Consider the following 20,107-nt stretch of genomic DNA (forward strand, 5'->3'; position numbering starts at 1 on the left):
GGACTAGTGGCTTGCAATCATGTCGAGAAGTCGGACGCGATCGCGTCGGTATAGTGCGGCATGCTCCACGAAATCACGGCGACCCGTGTCGGCGGCACGTTGATCCGTGAGAACGGCAAGATCCTCCAGGAGATCCGCTGCGGTCCGGAGCACGGCAGCCTGGTCGAACTCATGGCCGTAGGAGCGAATGAGCGCATCGAGCCGGCCGGGGCGAGCATCCGAGCCTGGAGCGTCATCGTCTGCGTACTCGCCGAGCGGGACGAGCCGATATGCGAGGTAAGCGAGATCCCAAATCCGAGGCCCGGGGGAAGCCATGTCGACGTCGATAAGACCGGTGATGTGCCCGTCTTGGAAGACCATGTTGTACGGTGCGACGTCGTTCAGGCACACCACCTCGATTGGGTCGTGCGCAGGCAGCTGCCATGTGGCGGCCGCGTGCGCGAGGGGAGCGCTCGCGTCATGCACCCGCCGAAGCAAGGACCCAGCCTCGTGCAGGATCGTGGGCGACCAGATCCAGCTGGGCATTGGGTAGTTGCCGACTGTTCCCGGAAGGTAAGAGAGCACTTCGCGGCCCTGCTCGTCCAGGCCAAAGGGCTCAGGTACTTCCGTCACTCCCGCCGCGCGGAGTGTGGTCAGAAGTTGATGTACCGCGGGAGTCCAAGGTCCGGTGGGGCGGCGAACGGTGTCGCCTACCCGCACGACCATGCTCGAGTTTCCCCCGGTTAGAACCTGTTCATCCATTCCTCCAACCTAAGGGCTGTAAGCGGAACCCTTTCCGGGCAATCAGCCTCTCGTCGCGGGCGATTTGGACGGCTGCTCGAGGAACTCGTCGATCGTGCCCCTGAAGGCAGCCGGCTGTTCGACCCACGGGTAGTGCCCGCTCCCTTCGATGACCACGCATTCGCCTGTGGGAAGGAGGCGTGCCAGTGCGGTCAGTGGCGCTAATCCGGTGAGGCAGTCCTCGGCTCCGGCAATCACCAACACGGGTGCCATCACCTGCCCCAGCCGCACCGTGAGGTCGCGAGGTGGGGCGACACTGAAGTACGCCTTCGTGGCGGGCAGGCTCCAACGCCCGATGGTCGCATGGGATCGCTCTGTTGCGCCCCAGGTTGAGTATCCGGCCGGCGCTGACTCCTGTTGCCAGGCGTTGAACCCGTCATCGTCAACCGTCTGGGGCCCCGCTTCCAAAGCTGCGAAAGCGGCTTCGAAAATCGGATCTCCGCGCCGCTTCTTGCTGAGCGTGTGGGCATCGGATGGCTCATCGACGAGATAAGCCGCCGGAGGAGTGATCAGCACTAACCTGGCAACGCGGAGCGCGAACTGCGCCGCGTAGGCAATGGCCAATCTCGTTCCCGCTGAGTGAGCCACCAGCACGACGCGATCGAGGCCGAGATGAACACGCAGGTGTTCGATGTCGTCGGCTTGAGTCCAGAAGGACCCCCGCTCTTCCTGATCGGGCGCGGCCGTGCGTCCGACACCTCGTAGGTGGGGCACGATCAGGCGGTGCCGATCGCTTAGCCCGGCCAGATCACCAAGGTAGCTGGGGTGGCGGGCCGCTCCTCCGGCAAGGAGAATAACCGGGCATTTGTCGCCGTCGCTGCCCTTGCGGCGCACGTCATCGTAGTGAAGTGCTGACCCGTCGGAGCTTTCGTAGCTTGGCATCACTCGACGGTACACGGCACAAGAAAGGGAACCCCAGCTCAGACGTCCTTCGGAGGCCACCTGCGTACCTGGCCCCACCAGAGGAGACCGATCGCCGGGATTGCTACCAGAGCAGCGATGAGGGGGACAAAAAGAGGAACACCCGATTCCAGATAACCGGAATAGGCCGCTCAAGGCCGGCCCCGACGACTACTAGAAGCACAAGGGGCTCCAAATACTTTTTCGTCTCTGCGGGTGATACTCGGAATTGAACATTCGTCCTCTACGGGCCAGCCGTCTACCGACTGCAAACGGGGCGCGGCTTGGGCGACGGCTACGTCAGTCCGCTTCCGCTGGAACGGGCGAAGTGGCCGCAGGGAACCACGGTTTACCATCAAACTCCGTGTCGGTGAAGCCACCGACCTCCATGTTGACGAGTGTCGGCTCGGGGAGTTCATCGGGCACGAACGCCGCATCATCAGGATGTCGGTAGACGTACTCACGCGCATTGGCCGCACTGTACTCGTTGAACAGGCGTTCCATCTTCGTCGAGCCCGTTTCGACTCGGTCGAAGCGACCGCTGATCGCTGCGGCGCGAACCGTCTGAATGCGCGGGTCGTCCAGCTCAAACTGTTCGATCATGACCATCGGGTCGCTCATTAGCAGCCCGAGCTTACGTGTGATCGGAAAGGCGATCCCCCACGCCGTACCGAACCCGACGCCTTGCCATGGCTCCTCCGTCGGTTTTGCAATCAAACTCACCGGCGCGTCGGACGTGATGAGCGAACGTTTGTCGAAGCGGACGAGCAACCAAGGACGCGTTTCAAAATACTTTGCAAGATCCTCGGCGGTTCCGACCATGTGACGGATGTGGGCCAGATTTGAAAACTTGATCGGGGGGCCACCTGGTTGGGTCGCCTCATCCCAAACGAACTGTTCCTGTTCCGCCGTGGCATCAAATCCAAGGCTATTTCTGATCCACTTCCCGACGTTCTTCCGTCCTCCCGCGCCTACCTCGACGCGAGTAATCTTCGCTTGAAGGTTTTCCATCGTGCGTCGAGTATCGGGCCCACGAACCGCTTGAAGGGCGAGGTAGAAGGAGAGCGCCATTCGGTCTTCCTCGGGAAGTGGGAACTCTCCGCCCTGCATCCGTCGGATCAGCCCGATCGCGTCGCCCTCGACGGAACCGAGTGCTTTCTCGAATGCATCCGGCTCCTCGTGGCCTTCGACCGTGTGAAAGTGCGTCTGCGCGGCGACGTTCTTCACCGAAGTCGTAAACGGCTTGCGCGCACGGTCGAGTGGTATCGCGGTGATTCTCTCCTGCCCCGTTGCGAAGCCGCGCAGGTAACCCTGTGGCACATAGTGATGCAGCTTTGCGGTGCTGCCGGATGTCATGCTGGCGCCTGCCGACGCTTTCGGAGACTTGTTCTTTCCATGCCAGCTGCGCATAGTGAAGGGCCTCGTTGACCGCAGAGACTAGCGAGCCACTGACTTCCTCCGGAACCCGACATCACAGGGTCCTGAAGACGCGCGCCTTGCTTCGTTACTTCCCGTTCAGAGCTGGGTGGTGGAGCAGGGGTCATCTGCGCATCCTCCCATTCGTTGTCGCAGTTCAGGAAAAAGCCGCAGATATCGAAGGGTGCGTCCTGAAGAGGGGACGCTTACCGCAGTACCGGCAGCTGAGAGCTGGAGGTGTCGCCGGCCGTGAGATTTATCGTGATGAACGTGGTCAAATTCTCGGTTGATGGCACGTCGAACTCGAATGTCGTTGGGGCAGAATCTGCCGTGCAGGGTCCTTCGGTATCGACCGAAAACCCGAACGTCATCGTCTCTAGATCGGCCGAGTCCGCGTGGGGCGGACAGCTTGAGCTGCCCAACAGAACAATCGCCAGCCGCCCATCGACCACTGTTGCGTAGCCCGCAGATGGGTCGACCAGACCACTCGGCCGAGGTGTTGGCTCGCCAGGGTACGCGGTCGTTGCGACGCCTTCCGGAATATCCGTCGACGGCTCAGTCGTGCACCCACACAGGCCGACTGCTACGGCAATCGCGATCACGATCAGCCCCCGTCGTTTCTGACTCATGGTCACAATGTACGGGCGATGAATACCCCCTCACGGAAACGAGAGGCGATCGTTACAGGGGCTTGACCGCGCTTCGAGTCTTCTAAGTTGGCGCGCATAAGTTCACTACGTGGGTGTGACCTCGACGGATATTTCCGCCATGGCCACACATCACCGACATACTTCGCCCGAGATCGAACTAGGTGACGTAGTTGAGCCCGTAGCCTTTTGCCATCAGTTCTGTCACCGGCGCGTAGAGAACCGTCGCGCTGCAAACACGTCCGCCGCCTCCCGGCTCACCTATGCAGTTCGTGCTGTAGTTGGACACACCACTGATGATTCCAGCGGCAGAGATTCCGGTCGACGTCACGTAGACCGGACGTCTACGGCCGAAGGTTCGACGCCAACTCCTCGAAGTTCCGAAATCTCGGAGGAGTGGCATTTAGGAACGCTTTCCGGGACAGACGTGGGACGTGTTGGTGGTTTCCGGCTGGTCCCGGCCGTCGCTCGTAGTCGGGAACGCGCCGTTCCCGAGGCCGCTTCAGTCTGCGCGCTACATTGTCACCGTGGAAAGACGAGCCTTGAAAGCGGGTGCAGGCGCCCCGATCATCGTGGCGCTGTCCATCCCACGAAGCAGTGACCGCGTCCACGTTGTCGGCCAGGTACGTTTTCTTCGGCGAGGAAGAACAGGAAATCAGCGTGACTGCCCAGCCTACGACGCGTTCGGCTACGTTCGAAAGTACTGCTAGTGATCCAGATCCTGACAGGTGTGTTCTTCTGCGGTGTGGCGTACGCGATCGGTTATGGAGGAAACTTCAGGCTTCCCATCAAGAAAAGCTCCTTGACGCACAGGGTCTTGGGACGAATCAACCGGACTTACAACATCCTGGTCGCCTTCATTGCTCTTGGGCTGCCACCCCTTACTCAATTCGCAGGGGCGCCGATTCTTGCCTACATTGCTGCCGCGCTGGTCATCGGCGCACTATTCCTATACCCATTGAAGCTGCTCAGCCTTCGCGTCAGAATCTTCCCTGCACGGGGGCAACGCGCGAAGCCGTTGGCTGAGCAGGAAAGAATCAGGTGGCCTTACACCTGGACCTGTGGGATCGGTTACGTCGTCATGCTCGCTTACGTATTTACGATCGCCCCTATGTACTTGTGAAACTCCGGCATGCGGAAGATGGCCACGCCTTCGTAGATGCGGCCCGGCTTCTGCGGTGGGGCGACGGCGTCGTTAGACACCGTCATACTGCGCGAACTCGAAGGGTGCCTGCGCTGCGCCAGCGGCTTGATTTCCTTCTCGTGCGTGTAGCCGTTTCAGATGTCTCTAGGCTCAGAGACGGCGAGAAAGGAGTCGTTGTCAGCCGATCCGCTGAGCCACATCAAGCTCGGGCGCGGATGGAGCATCGCCCGCCAGAGGGATGTCTTCAGGCGGGGGGGGGGGTTGAGTGCGACGGGGGAGTGACTTGGTCTCTGAGCCGGTATCGCGGAGTGTTGTCTACAGGCTCAGATTCGCCTCCAATTTGCCGTGGTTCCGAAGTTTCGGGGGAGTGGCGTATTGGAACCTTCAACGGGAACTTGAATGGGCGGGTTACGTCGTGGCTGAGCGTCAAGGACCGTGGCACGGACAAGCTGCGGATGGACCCCGACGGGTGGACGCTGCGCAGTGCAGACGGAAGTCGCACCGCGCACTCCGAACACACCATCGCGATCACAAATGATGGCCCGATCATTCTCACCCGAACACGAGCAGACCCGTGATAATCCCTCCGGTATCCGGCCACACAGACTCCTCGTACGCGGTGATCTCACTGCAAGGCGGAAGCAGGAATACTCATGTCCGCAATTTTTGCCGCTACCGCGTGAGGCTCTCACCGTTTGTTCGGATGACCTCGGCATACCAGTCGAACGACTTTTTCTTGAAGCGGTCCAGAGTTCCGGTACCGTCATCGTTGCGATCGACGTAGACGAACCCGTACCGCTTGCTCATCTGTGCTGTGCTGGCGCTGACGAGGTCGATGCAGCCCCAGGACGTGTAGCCCATGACGGCGACGCCATCGGCGACGGCTTCGCCGACCTGTACAAGGTGATCGTTGAAGTAGGCGATCCGGTAGTCGTCGATGACGGTCTTGCGGCCGTCCATAGTGACGAGCTCGTCTTGGGCGCCGAGACCGTTTTCCACGATGAAGAGCGGTTTCTGCCAGCGGTCCCAGAACTGGTTGAGCACGATACGCAGACCCACGGGATCGATCTGCCAACCCCACTCGGATGCCTTTAGCGTCGGGTTGCGCACACCGGGGAAGAGGTTTCCCTCGCCCATGACACGCTGCGAAACGTCAGCCGTCTCGCAGATGCTCGCGTAGTAGCTGAAGGAAACGAAGTCGACCGTGTTCTCCTTGAGCAGTGACCGGTCTTCCTCGGTGATCGTGAGATCGACGCCCTGGTCGCGCAGGCTCCGCAGGTAGTAGCCCGGGTATTCGCCGCGCACGTGGATGTCGCCAAAGGCGAGGTTCGTGCGCTCGGTTGTGAGCGATGCCATCACATCGTCCGGGTCGGGAGACAGGGGGTAGGTCGGCATCGCGAGGATCATGCAGCCGACCTGGGCGGTGGGGGCAAGCTCTCGGGCGGCCTTGGTGGCCAGGGCGCTGGCGACCAGTTCGTTATGGACGGCCTGGTAAAGATCGGACTTGGAGAGCTGCTTTTTCAGCGTGTTGATGCCACCCGACATGAGCGGGGCGTGCAGAACCGAATTGATCTCGTTGAACGTGAGCCAGTACTTCACCCGGGCACCGTAGCGGGCGAACAACACCCGCGCGTAACGCTCGTAGAAACCGATGAGGTCGCGGTTGACCCAGCCGTCGTAGGTCTCCGTCAGGTGCAGCGGCGTCTCATAGTGCGAGATCGTCACAAGCGGCTCGATGCCGTGCTTCTCGCACTCGTCGATCACGCGATCGTAGAATGCGAGACCCTCCTCGTTGGGCTCGGCCTCGTCGCCCAGCGGGAAGATCCGGCTCCAGGCGATCGAGAAGCGGAACGTCTTAAAGCCCATCTCGGCGAAAAGGGCTATGTCGTCGGCGTAGCGGTGATAAAAGTCGATGGACACCTGCTTGAGGTTGTCGTCGGTCGGGCCCTCGGTGCGGGGCGTGGTGATGCCCTGCGGCATGACGTCCTGGATCGACAAGCCTTTACCGCCCTCGATATACGCGCCCTCGATCTGGTTCGCGGCCGTGGCACCGCCCCAGAGGAAGTCAGCGGGGAAAGTTGATGAATAGGTCATTCGTGTACTCCTTTATTGCTCAATGCATGGGGTGGAGGAGCCGACGGGCCGCTCCTCCACCGGTTCGTGCGTCAAGTGCTGTTTAGGCGAGCGCCAGTTCTTCCTCGGCAATGGCGAGGAAGAGGGAATCGCCGTGCGCCACCGGGCCCGCTGCGGGCGAGCCGATGGTCGGGTACTTCTTGGGGTTCGTCAGAATGACCGGCGTTGTGATGTCGTATCCCGCCGCGGTGATCGCGGCGATGTCGAACTCCACTAGGACGTCGCCGGCTGATACCTGCTGGCCCTTTTCGACCTTCAAGGTGAAGTGCTTGCCGGCGAGCTTGACGGTGTCGATCCCGACATGGATGAGCACCTCCGCTCCATTGGCGTGCTTGAGCCCGATGGCGTGGCCGGTTGGGAAGGCCGCCACCACAACCGCGTCGAATGGTGCGTACAAGGCTCCGACTCGGGGGATGATCGCGACGCCCGTTCCCAGGGCGCCACCGGCAAAGACCGCGTCGGGAACCCCGGTAAGCGGAACCGCGGTGCCGTCCAGCGGGCTCAGTACCTGGACATCGTTGCTCGCGATGGGGGCTGCCGCCTCATCGACCGGGTCCTTGAAGCCGAGGATGACCGTAAGGAGGAACGGCACAATGATGGCAACGGAGAGGCCCAGGATGAGCATCACGATGCTGCCCTGGCTGAACAGGGCGGGAAGGGACAATCCGGACGGGAGGACGAAAGCGTTGGCAGCGATGCCTCCGGCCGAGATCAGGCCACCGCCGAGCACACCACCGATGATCCCGAACGCAAATGGGCGCTCGAGGGGTAGGTTCACGCCGTAGATGGCGGGCTCGGTAACGCCGGCGAGGAAGCCGGACAATGCCGCGGGGGCGGAGAGGGACTTCAAGTCCTTGTTCTTCGTGCGCACCCAGACGCCCGTGACAGCGGCAGCCTGCGCCAGCACGGCGGCGAACAGCGGAGCTGCCAGGTAGATCAAGCCGCTCGTCTGCATTTCAGTGGCCATCAGCGGTACGAAGGCCCAGTGCAGGCCGAAGATCACGAAAACCTGCCAGAGGCCACCCATGATGGCACCACCGAGCCACGGGACGACGGCGAAGACCCAGCCGATGCTGGCCGCGAGACCGCCGCTGATCAGACCTGACAGCGGGCCGATGACCAGGAAGGTCAGAGGGACGAGCGTGAGGACGAGGAGCATCGGTGTGAAGAAACGGCGGATCGCGGCGGGGAGTTTGGCGTAGAGGAACCGCTCGGCGTGGCTCTGCAGCCAAACGATGACGATGATCGGGATGACGCTTGAGACATAGCTGACCATCGTGACGGGGATTCCGAACAAGGTGATGTCGGGCACGCCGTTGAGGGCCACGATCGACGGGTAGACGAAGGCACCGGCGATCGCTAGCGAGGTGAACTCGGCCGCCTTGAAGTACTTCGCAGCGGTAATCGCCAGAGCCAGTGGGAGGAAATTGATGAACGCATCGGAGAGGGCGTTCATGATCACGTAGGTCGTCGTCGTGTTGTCGATCCAGCTGAAGGTGACCGATGCGGCCAGGAATGCCTTGAGCAGACCGGTTCCGGCCATAGCCCAGAGCAACGGGGTGAAGATCGCCGAGATCATCGCGATGAAGCGGTTCAGTAGGTTGCCCTTCGGGCCACTGGACACCGACTTCTGGTTCTCGCCGGGGCCCGACAGCTTCGAGATCTTGCCAATCTCGGCAAAGACCTCTGGTACCTCGTTGCCGATGACGACCTGGAACTGACCGCCAGCCTCGGCCGTAGCGATGACGCCGGGCGCGGCCTTGACCGCCGCCTTGTTCACCTTTGCATCGTCCTTGACGACGAACCTCAGCCGCGTCGCGCAGTGCATGACTGACGAAACATTTTCCTCGCCGCCGACGCCTTTCAGGACCGCAGCAGCGGTCTTTGAGTAATCCATCCGTGTCATTCGCCTCCCGCCGCGACCTCGCGGCTTCCATCTCCAGAAATCACCTCACGGGGATTTTGGGCAAAAAAAAGACCTGAACTCGTTCGCCGCCGTGATGGCGACGTGAGTACAGGTTTTGCCCGCTAATGCGGTAACAATCCGTGGTGCTTTCACAGGGCATCTTCGCCCTGCATCGATAACGCTAGCACGCCGTCAGGCGGTTGCTGCATCAACAATCTGGTTGGCGAGCCGTTCCACGTGCACGATCACGTACAGGAGTTCCTCATCAGTGAGGTCCGAGCCGGTGGCCGCACTCACGTAGGACTTGATGTCGGCAGCGATGGCGTAGGAGCGCGGGTAGCTGTGCTTGGCGAACTCGAAAAACGACGTGTCCGAGCCACGCAGCATCGCCTTCGCTACCAGCCGTTGCAAGAGGAACTGGATGTGCAGGATGAATCGCGCGTAATCGGGGCTCACCGGGTCCAGCTTCACTCCGAGGCCGCCCTCGACGGTCGTGACCACGTGCTGCACCCGGCGAAACAGCAGCGCCGCGGTCCCGTTCGGCTCATCCCGGGTCGCGTTCAGAATGTGCATCGTCAGGAAGAGCGCTTCTTCTTCGGGGAGGGCGGTCTGCAAGCTAGCGCCCACCGACTGGGACATCACGGTCGCGGCGGCGAATTCCTGCGGGTGCAGAACTCTCAATTCGGGCATCGACGTTGTCGGCATGCGGATGCCTTTCTGCATTCGCTCCAGCACATATTGGATGTGATCGATGATGGCGAGCTGTAGCCGACGCCCGAGACTGCGCCCCAACGCCCGTTCGGCTTCGTCGACGGCTGTGGTGACAGCCTCGATGACCGAGTACGGCACCGTGGTCAGAAGTTGACGAGCATGCTCGGCCCCGGCGCCCTGGTCGAGGATAAAGGTCTTCTCGACCTTCGCTGGGTCGATCGTATCGGTGGGGAGCAGCTGGAATCCCAGCCCGCGGCCCATCAGGACCCGTTCCTGACCAGACACGTCAATCGAAATGACGACGTTGTTGTTGAGCACCTTGTGTGCAACGACTCTCGGGGCGCTGTTTAGTTTGCGTTCCGTCGCCATGTTGACAGTTTAGGACCGGTACGGATCGCGAAGATCGGTCAATCAACTCATCACGGCTCAGGCGCGCGGCCGGACAAGTTCTCGCCTGCCTGCAATCGGCAGGAATGTCGGTGCGACCAAACTCACAAGACTCACAAGCTGCTCCCTCCAGAGCCGCTCCCAAAGACATGGACTCTTGGCCGCCACGGCTGAAGCCAGCGACCCGGTCGCTATTCCCTTTGGGCGGGGAGTCGGTGTCTAGGACACGCCCGATTCATCGAGCCTTGTGGAGAATGAAGCGAGCCAAGAATCGATTGCATCGAATATGGCTGGTTCAGGGAATCTTGCGCTCAAGCTCTCGGCCTTCTGCTCCCGGACGATGGTGTCGTTGCCTGCGGAATACATGTCGACGAGTTACTGGTTCGCCAGTTGGCCAGTTGGCCAATCATGACAGCACCGTCGCTAATCTGGGCCTCGTGACAATGCCACCGCAGGCTATGCCATCGGTGACCATTCTGTCGACGAGGGGGGTCTACTGCGTCAGGCTCCTTTTCGTGGAGTTGCACGACCGTGCCGGACCTCCCGAGGATATCCTGCGCCAAATTCTTCGGGAGGATTTCGTCGCAGCTGGCCAACGGTTAGCGGGACGTCCGAATCTCATCGTCGACTATTCCAGGTCCATGTCGAAGGCGAAAAGTGTCCAAGGCGCGAGACTATGCGCGTTGAGCCGGGAGGAAGCCATATTCTGGCTGCCGAATTCGTGCTGGACGTAGTCGAGCAGATCATCGCCGTAGATAATCACGTCGGTCTGGTACACCGAAAACACGGGTGCGGAAGGTCCGGTGGGATCAGCCGGAAAAACCGGTCGCCGTACAACGGAACAATCTTCGGCCATTTGGCCGGCGGCTGCTCTTAGGGCGTGTTCATCCCACCGTTCACGTTGAGGGTCTCCCCGACGACGAAGCTGGATTCCGCGGAGGCGAGAAACACGTATGCCGGCGCCAGCTCGGCCGGTTGCGCGGCTCGTCCCATCGACGTCTCGCTGGATCCGAACTCGGGAAGCGTCTCCGGGTCCACGCCGCGCGTGACCTGCAACGCGGTCCAGGTCGGCCCCGGTGCGACGACATTGACTCGGATGCCGTGCGGGATGAGCTGCTGGGCCAGCCCCTTAGAGAGATTGTTGATTGCGCCTTTGGTGCTCGCGTAGTCCAATCGATCCGGTGAGGGGGTGTAGGCCTCGAGCGACGCGGTGTTGATGATCGTCGAACCGGGTTCGAGGTGGGGCACGGCCGCCTTGATGATCCAGAAGAGTGCGAAGACGTTCGTCGCGTAGGTCTGCTCGAACTGCTCATCGCTGAGCTCCGCGAGCGTTGGTTGCCACACCTGCTTGCCGGCGACGTTGACGACCGCGTCGAGTCCGCCCATGGCGCTCACCGCCGTGTCGACGAGCGCTCGGCAGTAGGCCGGGTCGGTGAGATCGCCCGGCACCAACGTCGCGGTCCGACCGGCCCGCTTGATGACGTCGGCAATGTGACGCGCATCCGACTCCTCTTCTGGGCGGTACGACATCGTGATATCGGCTCCCTCGCGGGCGAAGGCGATAGCCACTGCGCCACCGATGCCGGAGTCTGCTCCCGTGATCAAGGCACGCCGGCCGGTGAGTCGGCCGGTTCCGCGGTACGTCGCCTCGCCGAGGTCGGGCACTGGCGTCATCTGCGACTGGATACCGGGCTCGTCTTGTTGCTGAACGGGTGGGCTGATGACGGGGTAGCGGGTGCGCGGATCGCCGAAGGTGTACTGGTCGGGCTTCACAGGGGCGGGTGTTGCGGTGGGCTCTGTCATTTCTGTCTCCTTGCCGAGCGGGATGCTCCGTCGGCACCCGAGAGCTCTTCGATGGTGATGGCCGCGTTGATGAGTCCTATATGGCTGAGGCCCTGGGGCAGATTACCGAGGAACGAGTGATCGCTCGGCTCGATCATCTCGGCGAAAAGACCCACATCGTTCGAGAGCTGGACGAGTTCGTCCATGAGCGCCGTGGCCTCGTTGTGGCGACCTACGCAAGCCAATGCGCTCGCCATCCAGAAGGAGCAGGCGACGAAGGCTCCCTCCTCCTGATCGGCTCCGCTGTAGCGATAGAGCAGCGGGCCCCTGCCCAACTCATTCCGGATGGCGTCGATGGTTGACGACATGCGGGGCCCGCGGTCGAAGCCGCTCGTAGCGTGCCGCAGTACTGAGGCGTCCAGGCTCTCGTCCCCGGCGTGGGCGACGTAGGCTTGGAGCGTATCGGACCAACAGTGCTCGTCGATCCAAGTTCGGATCTCGTCACATTCGGCTCGCCATCGCTTCACATCGCCGGGCATGTGGCCGGCCTCGCACAGCTGGGCCGCAGCATCCAGCGCTTGCCAGCAGCCCATCTTCGAGGAGGTGTTGTGGTGCTGCTCCTCGAGCTCCCAGATCCCCGCGTCTTCCTGTCGCCAGACTCCAGCGGTGTGTTCGGCGAGGGACTCTAGCAGCAGGCCTGTCTCTCCGTCCAGCACGTTGCCGGCGGTGACGTAGATGCGAATCACGTCAAAGAGGTCGCCGTAGACGCTGAGCTGCACCTGATCGGTCGCCCGGTTTCCTGAGACCACCGGGCCGATCTCCCGCCACCCGGGTACCTGGTGCGTGGTGACCTCCCCCGGGAGCTCACCGATGAGTGTGTAGAGGATCTGCAGTTCGGGACCGTGATTCTTGAGCGTCCGGAGTAGCCAGTCCACCGCCGAATGCGTCTCCTCCCGCAGACCGAACCGCACCAACGAGTGGACGGTATAGGCGAGATCACGCACCCACGCGTAGCGGTAGTCCCAATTCTTGCCCCCGCGCAGGCTTTCAGGCAGCGAGGTCGTCGCCGCCGCAGCGATTGAACCGGTCGAGGCGTACATAAGGAGCTTCAGTACGAGCGCGCTGCGGTGCACGTGGAGCGCCCAGGGGCCGTCGTAACTGAACTCCTTCGACCAGGCGCGCCACGCGCTGATGGAGCGGTCGATGGCGGCATCCGTATATTTTCCAACCGGAATGGGAAGCGGACCATCCGCCGTTCCCGCGACGACAAGCAGGTGTCGCGACCCCTTCGACGTCGTGAATCCACCCGCTATCGTGCGATCGCCGCCGCCGCGTGGCCCGTGCTGGATGCCTTGCACGGTGAGGTTGACCGTGTCGATTCGCAGGATCTTGCCGAGGGGGCCATCTTCGACCCACGGCGACGACGAGCCGAAACGGGTGCCCGGCGCGATGTTCCAGCGGAACTTCACGGCGCCCCGGATCCCCTCGATGCGACGCGCCAGCTCAACCCACGGCAGGCGTCCGGCGAAGCCCGTGATTAGCGCGTCCGTGACGCGTGCGACCCCGGACTCCGTGGTGAATGTTGTCCGCAGCACGTTCGTCCCGCTGAGGTAGCTGCGTCGAACGGTATACGGCTCGGTCGGCGCGAGTTCGATCTGACCGCCGCCTTCGGCATCCAGCAGCCGGGCGAAGACCGGGGTGGAATCCATATCGGGAATGGGGAGCCAGTCGATGCTGCCGTCCCGGGCGATGAGCGCGACCGTCCTGCCATCCCCGATCGCGGCATAATCCCGCAGATCGACATAACCGTCGGTGCGGGCTTTCATGGCGGCCATGCGGCAACCTACCGCGCTGCGCTGAGGATGGCATCCGCGGTGCGGAGCGAAAGTGCCATCATCGTGAGGCCCGGGTTCGCGGTCAGCGAGCTCGGGAACACCGAGGTGTCGCAGATCCAGAGATTGGGGATATCGAAGCTCCGACCGTCGGCGTCAACTACGCCGACGTCGGCCGTCTCGCCCAGCCGGCAGGTCCCGAGGGTGTGAGCAGATCGCGGCAGAACCAGGATGTCGCGCCCGCCCGCCGCCGACACGATGTTGGTCATCGTCGTGACCGCGTGAGCCTCGATCGCCTTCTCGTTCTTGCCCGCAGTGAAGCTTACGTGCGCCTTGGGCACGCCGAGTTCGTCGACCTCGTCAGACAGGGTGAGCCGATTTGAGTCGGAAGGCAGGCATTCCGCGTTGATCCCCAGGCCCGCCATGTACGGGTACTGCGCGAGCGCCTCGGTGAGTTCCGGACCCCACAGTGAGCTGCCTCGGATCAGCGTCGTCGCGAAGGTCAACGGCATCGTCCCGAGGCTCTGCATCAGGTAGCCGCCCACGAAAGCGGCGTCGGGCGGCCGCACCATGTCTTCCGAGATGATCGACGACGGATAGCCGCGATACGACCGCATCAGCTGGTCGAATCGTCCCCAGACCTGCACGCCACCATGGGCCATGAAATTTCGGCCGACCTGGCCGGTGCTGTTCGCGAGTGCGTTGTGCAGCAGCAGCCGCGGAGTCTCGATCCCGCCGGCGCTGAGCACCAACATCGCGCACCGTTGGCGGTGGTCGACACCATCACGTCGATAGATCACGGCGGTGACGGCGCCGGATTCGTCCGTTTCGATGGTGTGCACTGTCGAATCAGCGCGGATCTCAGCTCCGCGCGACAAAGCCACCGGGAGGTAACTGGTATCCATCGATACTTTCGCACCGTTGCGGCATCCTTGGTGGCAGGCGCCGCAGTTGACGCAAGCCTGGCGCAGTCCGAATCCCTCCTGCTGCCAGTCCTGGCTGATGACAGCGGCGGGCGCATCGGTCGCGCGGATGCCGAGCGCCCTGCATCCACGCATCATCATCTCCGACGAGGCGTTGCGCGCAACCGGCGGCATCGCGTAGTGCCGATCAGGGTCCCAGGGATAGTCGGACGGCCCGGAAACACCGAGGTACTGCTCGACGCGGGCGACATAGGGCATGAGCTCTGAGGGGGAGATCGGCCAGTCGACACCCTGACCCGTCTCGCGTCGGAACGACATGTCACGCGCGTCGGGGCGCGGCGTAAAGGCACCCCAATGCAACGTCGAACCGCCGACACCGCGGCCGCTGTTGTTGGGCCCGAAGGCGGTCGGTGTTTCGCCTCCGCTGAGCCGCTCATCCATCCAGATGATGTCGACTGCCTCGGTCTCGTCAGGCGTGTGGTTGCCGGGCTCGAAGTTCGGGCCGGCTTCCAGCACCACGACCCTCAATCCGGCCGACGCCAAGGACGCGGTCAGAGGGGCTCCGCCAGCCCCTGACCCGACCACGATCACGTCGACCTCGTCGGCGTGGTCGAACACGCGCATGCCGCTCAGGTTCATTCGGTGCCGCCGCCGCTCGGTTCCCAGACTTCTCGGCGGCCGGCTTCGAGAAGGGTAAACCCCTGCTTGCGGACGCCGTCGCCGCCGTTGCCGAAGCCGTCGTACTTAACGCGTGAGAAGGTCGCCGGGTGCGCCATCCACTGACGAGCCAGATCCACGCGGGCGTCTTCGAACCAGAGCTGCAGCTGCTTCGAGCTCAGCGTTGAGCCCTCGGCGACGAAGCTGCCGTCGATCAGCTGCGCGATCATCCCGGCCTGTCGCTCCGGGGTGTGAACGCCGAATCCGACCAGCGCGTCGAGGCCGAGGCGATAGGCGTCCAGGTCGGCGGGCAACGCCGCGTTCCGCCAACCGTCGCCGCCTCCGCGACCGAGCTGCTGGTCGACACGAGCGGCGAGGTCGATCGCGTCATCGCCCTGCGGGACAAGTCGCTCGGCGATGTCGCGCAGTGTCGCTAGTTGCTCGCTCGATAAGACGGAGGGTTGGTAACCAGGGTCATCCGCCACCGCCCGCCGGGACAGGATGCCGCGGGTTCGCTCGCTCGTCCGTTCCGACGCGATGACCCGCCCGGTGCTCGGGGGAACCCTCGGAGACGTCCCTGCATGGTTATGCCAGAAGGTCAGGATCGCGGCGGCGACTTCCTGAGGACGCTCGATCGGCAGAAGATGGGCGGCATGCTCGATCGTCATGAACTTCGCCGTCGGGTAGGTCGCCCCGTTGAGGCGGCGCTGCGCGGGGTACCCCAGATCCCCATCCTGGGCGCCCGAGACGATGAGAGCTGGCACAGCCAGGTTTCCGACTTCTGAAGACCAGTCTTCGCGACTGCCCCTCTCCAACCAGGCGCGCCAAGCCAGCGGGTCCGTGCGCCGCACGCCCGACACCGCACTTGCCATGTCCGTCTCGGCGAGTGGCTCGGCGATGTTGGCGTAGACGAACTCGCGCGCCGATTCGTCGCTCAAGTGGCCGTCGGAAGCCGAGTGGCTTTCTGAAGCCCAGCCGATCATCAACTCGCGGTGGTCCTCTGACATCGGCTCGGGCGTCACGGGAGATGCGGCCAGCAACACGACGCCGGCGAGGCCGAAAAGGGGCGCCCGACCAGACAGAGTTCGCGCGGCGATGATCGAGGCGATTTTTCCGCCCATGCTGTGGCCGACGAGCATCCATCGCGCAGAATCATGCGCACGGATCCGGCGGATGACGAACTCGACCGTCTCCTCCACCGAGGCCCCGTCGACCCACGCCGTGTCACCGAACCCGGGTAGATCGATAGCGACTACCTCGATCTCACCAGCCAGGGCATCCCGAAGGTGAGCGAACTCGACAGAGCTCGCGCCCAAGGCATGAAGGCAGAACGCCACCGGCTGCGCGGATACCCGAGCGCCGTTGCTTGACATGACATCAGTCAACCGGAAGACCACCGATACTTCAAGGGCTTGATGAGTACCGCCGACCGGCAGGCCGAGAATATTTACCGGGTGAAGCATTTAAGCAGCGGCTCGATTGACGAGGCCGACCGGACAGGTACCGTTCCCCTTTCTGCGGAGGCGTTCGATGCGGCTGTAATAGGAAATGGCCAAGACAACCCGGTTTTGCCAGGTCGCTTCGGTCAGCATCTGATCACACCCACCAAGCAAAACGGCTCCTGGTTCGAGCGCGCACTCCGCATTGCGGAACTCCCACCCATGACGATTCATGATCTTCGACACAGTGCTGCAACCCCCGCAACCAAACCGTCAGCAGTCCCATGCCGTGTCACTTGGGAACCTCTACCGGTCACGCGCATTCCTCAGCGGGACATGACCCCGGAAGGCTCAGGCCTTACGAGCCGCCACAGAGAACATCAGCGGCACCCTCTCGCGATTCGAGGCCAAAGCAAATCCGGCCGGCGTCTCTACGAGTGGGGGCAACGGCTTCCAGGGCATAGCGGCCCGTCCACCCTCGCAGGCCGTCGAGGTGCGAGTGTGGTCGACCACGTGCTGCCCGCGGAGGTTCCTTGGCCGTCCCCAGCCTGATCAATCCGTGCAACGTTCGGCTCGCGGCCTCAAGCGTCGTTCGGTCAAGGCCTCGACGGCTTGGAGGCTCAGCGCGTGACCGCGCCGTGCCTCCACGCCGTCAGCTCGCCGGGACGCGACCTCCGGGGTCAGGCGGCCATCGCCCCGTAACGCTTGTGGCCCTTGACGTCGTAGCGGTCGAGCATCATGACCTTCGACCAGACGCGGATGAATTCGCGGACGAACCGCTCTTGCCCGTCGCTGCCCGCGTAGGCGTCGGCGATCGACCGCAGTTGCGCGTTCGAGCCGAATACCAGGTCATTCCGGGATGCCCTCCAGCGAGCCTCGCCGGTCGCCTGAACCCGACCAGCGAAGGTCATCGCGGTCTCGTCGTCCTTCGTCCAGATGAGGTCGGTGTCGGTCAGATTCACGAGGAAGTCGGTCGTCAGGGCTCCGACGTGATCCGTGAGCACACCCACGTCGGACCCGTCCCAGTTGCTGCCGAGCACGCGGAGCCCGGCGTGCAGGACGGTCCACTCCGGTGCGGTGAGAGTGAACAGGTTCGCCTTGTCGAGGAATGCCGCCTCGGGCGCGACGCCCGGAGCAAACTCTTCGAAGCGCTCCGACACGAAGTTGCGGAACCCGTCCGCAATGGGTCGCAGCCACTCGAACATCTCGATGTCGGTCAACTCCTGCGTCGTGTCGACACGGCCTGGCGTAAACGGCACGCTGGCGTCAGATCCTGCTGCCCGTGCCGCTTGCTCCACGGCGGCGCTGCCGGCGAGGACGATGAGGTCGGCGAGAGATACCTTCCGTCCGTCCGACGTCGCCGTGAAAGCCGCCTGCACGTTCCGCAGCGCGTCGATGACTGGGACGGTGCGTCGGTTGACCGCCCAGTCTTTCTGCGGCGACAAGGCCAGGCGGGCACCGTTCGCCCCTCCGCGCTTGTCGCTGTCGCGGTAGGTCGAGGCGGCGGAGAACGCCGTGTAGACGAGGTCGGACACGGACAGCCCGGTCGCGAGGACGGCTTCCTTGAGCGCTGCCACGTCGGCCTCGTCGAGTGAGGATCCTGCTGCGTCCGGGAGCGGGTCCTGCCAGAGCAGGTCGTCGGCGATGGTGACCTCCGGGCCGAGGTACCGGTGCTTCGGCCCCATGTCGCGGTGCGTGAGCTTGTACCAGGCCTTCGAGAACGCGAGGGTGAACAGATCGAAGTCGGCCAGGAAACGCTCGCATATGGCCCGGTACTCCGGGTCGACCTTGAGTGCGATGTCCGAGGTCATCATCATGAGCGGGTTCATCTGACCGGGTACGTGGGCGTCCGGAGTCTTCGGCGCCTCCGGGTCAGTCGGTGTCCACTGCAGCGCGCCGGCCGGGCTTTTCGTCTGCTCGTAGTCGTACGCGAACAGGTTCTCGAGGTAGGCGTTGTCCCACTGTGTCGGGTTCGGAGTCCAGCTGCCCTCGATGCCGTTGGTCGAAGTGTGCTCGGCACTGCCGGTACCCACCGGGTTGTGCCAACCGAGCCCCATCGACTCGATCGGGGCTTTCTCGGGTGACGGTCCGATGTCGGATGCGGGTACCTGGCCGTGGCTCTTACCGAACGCGTGGCCACCGGCGATCAATGCCACCGTTTCCTCGTCGTTCATCGCCATCCGCGTGAACGTGATGCGAATGTCGCGTGCTGAGCCCAGCGGGTCGCCGTTCGAATAGGGCCCCTCAGGGTTGACGTAAATGAGCGCCTGGTGCGACGCGGCCAGGGGGCTCTGCAGGTCGTAGTCCGCGTCGCCGTTCTGACCATGCCAGCGTTCGTCGCGGCTCACCATCTCGTCAGGGCTCGCGACCGCGTGCGGGTTCCAGACCTCCGGGCCCCACCAGGTGCCGTCGTCCGGTTCCCACGCATCGAGTCGTCCACCACCGAAGCCGTACGTCGGCAGGCCCATCAACTCGAGGGAGCAGTTGCCGGTCAAGACCATCAGGTCGGCCCACGACAGAGCGTTGCCGTACTGGTGCTTGATCGGCTGTAGGAGTCGTCGTGATTTGTCGGTGTTGCCGTTGTCCCACCAGCTTCCGATTGGTGCGAACCGCTGCATCGCGGTGCCCGCTCCGCCACGGCCGTCGGCAATTCGGTACGTGCCGGCGGCATGCCACGCCATTCGGATCATCTGTGGACCGTAGTTGCCGTAGTCCGCCGGCCACCAGTCGACCGATGTGGTGAGCAGTCGCTTGATGTCCGACTTGAGCGTCGTGAGGTCGATCGTGGCGAAAGCCGCCGCGTAGTCGAAGTCCGCGCCGAGCGGGTCGGCGTCTACGCCATTCCGGTGGAGAAGCTCAACCCGGAGACGCTGCGGGTACCAACTGTCCAGGGTCGGCGACTGACCGAAGGTGCCACCGAGGTGGTCGCCACCTGCTGGCAGCGCACCGCTCATGTGGAAACTGCATGTGTTGGTCTGGTCGTCAGTGCCCATTGATGCTCCCTGTGTGCTTTAGCTGGATGAGAAACGGTGTCGTCGGAGTCACAATTTAACGATCAGCCGCCGCATCGCAGCAGCGTCAATCTGTGGTGCAGCGATGCTTCGACGCTGCTGTGAGGCGGTGCGTCGCGGGCTGCCGACGTGACGGGAAGCCCGATAGAAAGATCGTATTCCCGCAAGGTGTGCGTGGCATGCCAAGAAAGTGACTGACTTCTAGACGGCGGTGGTGCGGTGGCCGAGCGCACGACGGCCAAACATAATAAAGCCCTGCGCCGATTGCTGCGGTGCGGGCGATGCGAAGCCCGGTGAAACCGACGCCGGAGGATGGGGGCTGTCGAGAGCTTGATTTCCGCGAATCGTGTTCCGCTCGCGGTGACCTGGGAGCACCCCCGCCAGAGGCTCCTAGTGGGGAACGGTCAGCGGGTAGCCGAGTCGAGGTGTTTTAGGACGC

General features: G+C 63.1%; 14 protein-coding genes. 1 reads left to right on the forward strand and 13 read right to left on the reverse strand.

All coding sequences use genetic code 11. The features are described 5' to 3' along the window. Positions 1–3: 3 nt before the first annotated feature. From E3O28_RS04410 to E3O28_RS04425, 4 genes are all read right to left on the reverse strand, one after another. Positions 4–741, reverse strand: a complete 738-nt coding sequence (locus E3O28_RS04410; protein WP_134415280.1) for a phosphotransferase — start codon at positions 739–741, stop codon at positions 4–6. Positions 742–783: 42 nt separating this feature from the next. Beyond that, positions 784–1,662 (reverse strand): alpha/beta hydrolase, encoded by an 879-nt coding sequence (locus E3O28_RS04415; RefSeq protein ID WP_134415281.1) that lies wholly within the window; start codon positions 1,660–1,662, stop codon positions 784–786. A gap of 318 nt (positions 1,663–1,980) precedes the next feature. Then, positions 1,981–3,036 carry a DUF4238 domain-containing protein gene (locus tag E3O28_RS04420; protein WP_166784734.1) on the reverse strand — a complete coding sequence of 352 codons (1,056 nt, stop codon included), beginning with the start codon at positions 3,034–3,036 and terminating at the stop codon, positions 1,981–1,983. Positions 3,037–3,302: 266 nt separating this feature from the next. After that, the gene (locus E3O28_RS04425; protein ID WP_134415283.1) at positions 3,303–3,725 is read right to left on the reverse strand and encodes a hypothetical protein; all 423 of its coding nucleotides are present in this window, start codon (positions 3,723–3,725) and stop codon (positions 3,303–3,305) included. Positions 3,726–4,452: 727 nt separating this feature from the next. Between E3O28_RS04425 and E3O28_RS04430 the strand changes: the two genes are divergently transcribed. Further along, positions 4,453–4,866, forward strand: coding sequence for a hypothetical protein (locus E3O28_RS04430; protein WP_134415284.1), 414 nt, complete (start codon positions 4,453–4,455; stop codon positions 4,864–4,866). A 693-nt stretch (positions 4,867–5,559) separates the two neighbouring features. Here E3O28_RS04430 and E3O28_RS04440 read toward each other — a convergent pair. The 9 genes from E3O28_RS04440 to katG all read right to left on the reverse strand — a co-directional run bounded on the left by E3O28_RS04440 (position 5,560) and on the right by katG (position 19,611). Continuing rightward, the gene (locus E3O28_RS04440; protein ID WP_134415285.1) at positions 5,560–6,981 is read right to left on the reverse strand and encodes a glycoside hydrolase family 1 protein; all 1,422 of its coding nucleotides are present in this window, start codon (positions 6,979–6,981) and stop codon (positions 5,560–5,562) included. An 82-nt stretch (positions 6,982–7,063) separates the two neighbouring features. Then, the gene (locus tag E3O28_RS04445; protein ID WP_134415286.1) at positions 7,064–8,917 is read right to left on the reverse strand and encodes a beta-glucoside-specific PTS transporter subunit IIABC; all 1,854 of its coding nucleotides are present in this window, start codon (positions 8,915–8,917) and stop codon (positions 7,064–7,066) included. 201 nt (positions 8,918–9,118) lie between these two features. Then, positions 9,119–10,006 carry a PRD domain-containing protein gene (locus E3O28_RS04450; protein WP_134415287.1) on the reverse strand — a complete coding sequence of 296 codons (888 nt, stop codon included), beginning with the start codon at positions 10,004–10,006 and terminating at the stop codon, positions 9,119–9,121. A 646-nt stretch (positions 10,007–10,652) separates the two neighbouring features. Continuing rightward, complete coding sequence (locus tag E3O28_RS16235; protein WP_166784735.1) at positions 10,653–10,802, reverse strand: hypothetical protein; 150 nt, start codon at positions 10,800–10,802, stop codon at positions 10,653–10,655. Positions 10,803–10,897: 95 nt separating this feature from the next. Continuing rightward, complete coding sequence (locus E3O28_RS04455) at positions 10,898–11,827, reverse strand: SDR family oxidoreductase (protein WP_134415288.1); 930 nt, start codon at positions 11,825–11,827, stop codon at positions 10,898–10,900. Beyond that, positions 11,824–13,641 (reverse strand): glycoside hydrolase family 15 protein, encoded by a 1,818-nt coding sequence (locus E3O28_RS04460; RefSeq protein WP_134415289.1) that lies wholly within the window; start codon positions 13,639–13,641, stop codon positions 11,824–11,826. Before E3O28_RS04460 ends, E3O28_RS04455 begins: the two co-directional genes overlap by 4 nt. A gap of 8 nt (positions 13,642–13,649) precedes the next feature. Continuing rightward, positions 13,650–15,200: a GMC family oxidoreductase gene (locus E3O28_RS04465; protein ID WP_134415290.1), complete on the reverse strand. Its 1,551-nt coding sequence runs from the start codon at positions 15,198–15,200 to the stop codon at positions 13,650–13,652. Beyond that, the gene (locus E3O28_RS04470; protein WP_166784736.1) at positions 15,197–16,591 is read right to left on the reverse strand and encodes an alpha/beta hydrolase; all 1,395 of its coding nucleotides are present in this window, start codon (positions 16,589–16,591) and stop codon (positions 15,197–15,199) included. Before E3O28_RS04470 ends, E3O28_RS04465 begins: the two co-directional genes overlap by 4 nt. A 746-nt stretch (positions 16,592–17,337) precedes the next feature. After that, complete coding sequence (gene katG, locus E3O28_RS04475) at positions 17,338–19,611, reverse strand: catalase/peroxidase HPI (RefSeq protein WP_198411531.1); 2,274 nt, start codon at positions 19,609–19,611, stop codon at positions 17,338–17,340. Positions 19,612–20,107: the final 496 nt, after the last annotated feature.

It is taken from the genome of Cryobacterium sp. TMT2-14 (assembly GCF_004402465.1).
Lineage (GTDB): Bacteria > Actinomycetota > Actinomycetes > Actinomycetales > Microbacteriaceae > Cryobacterium > Cryobacterium sandaracinum.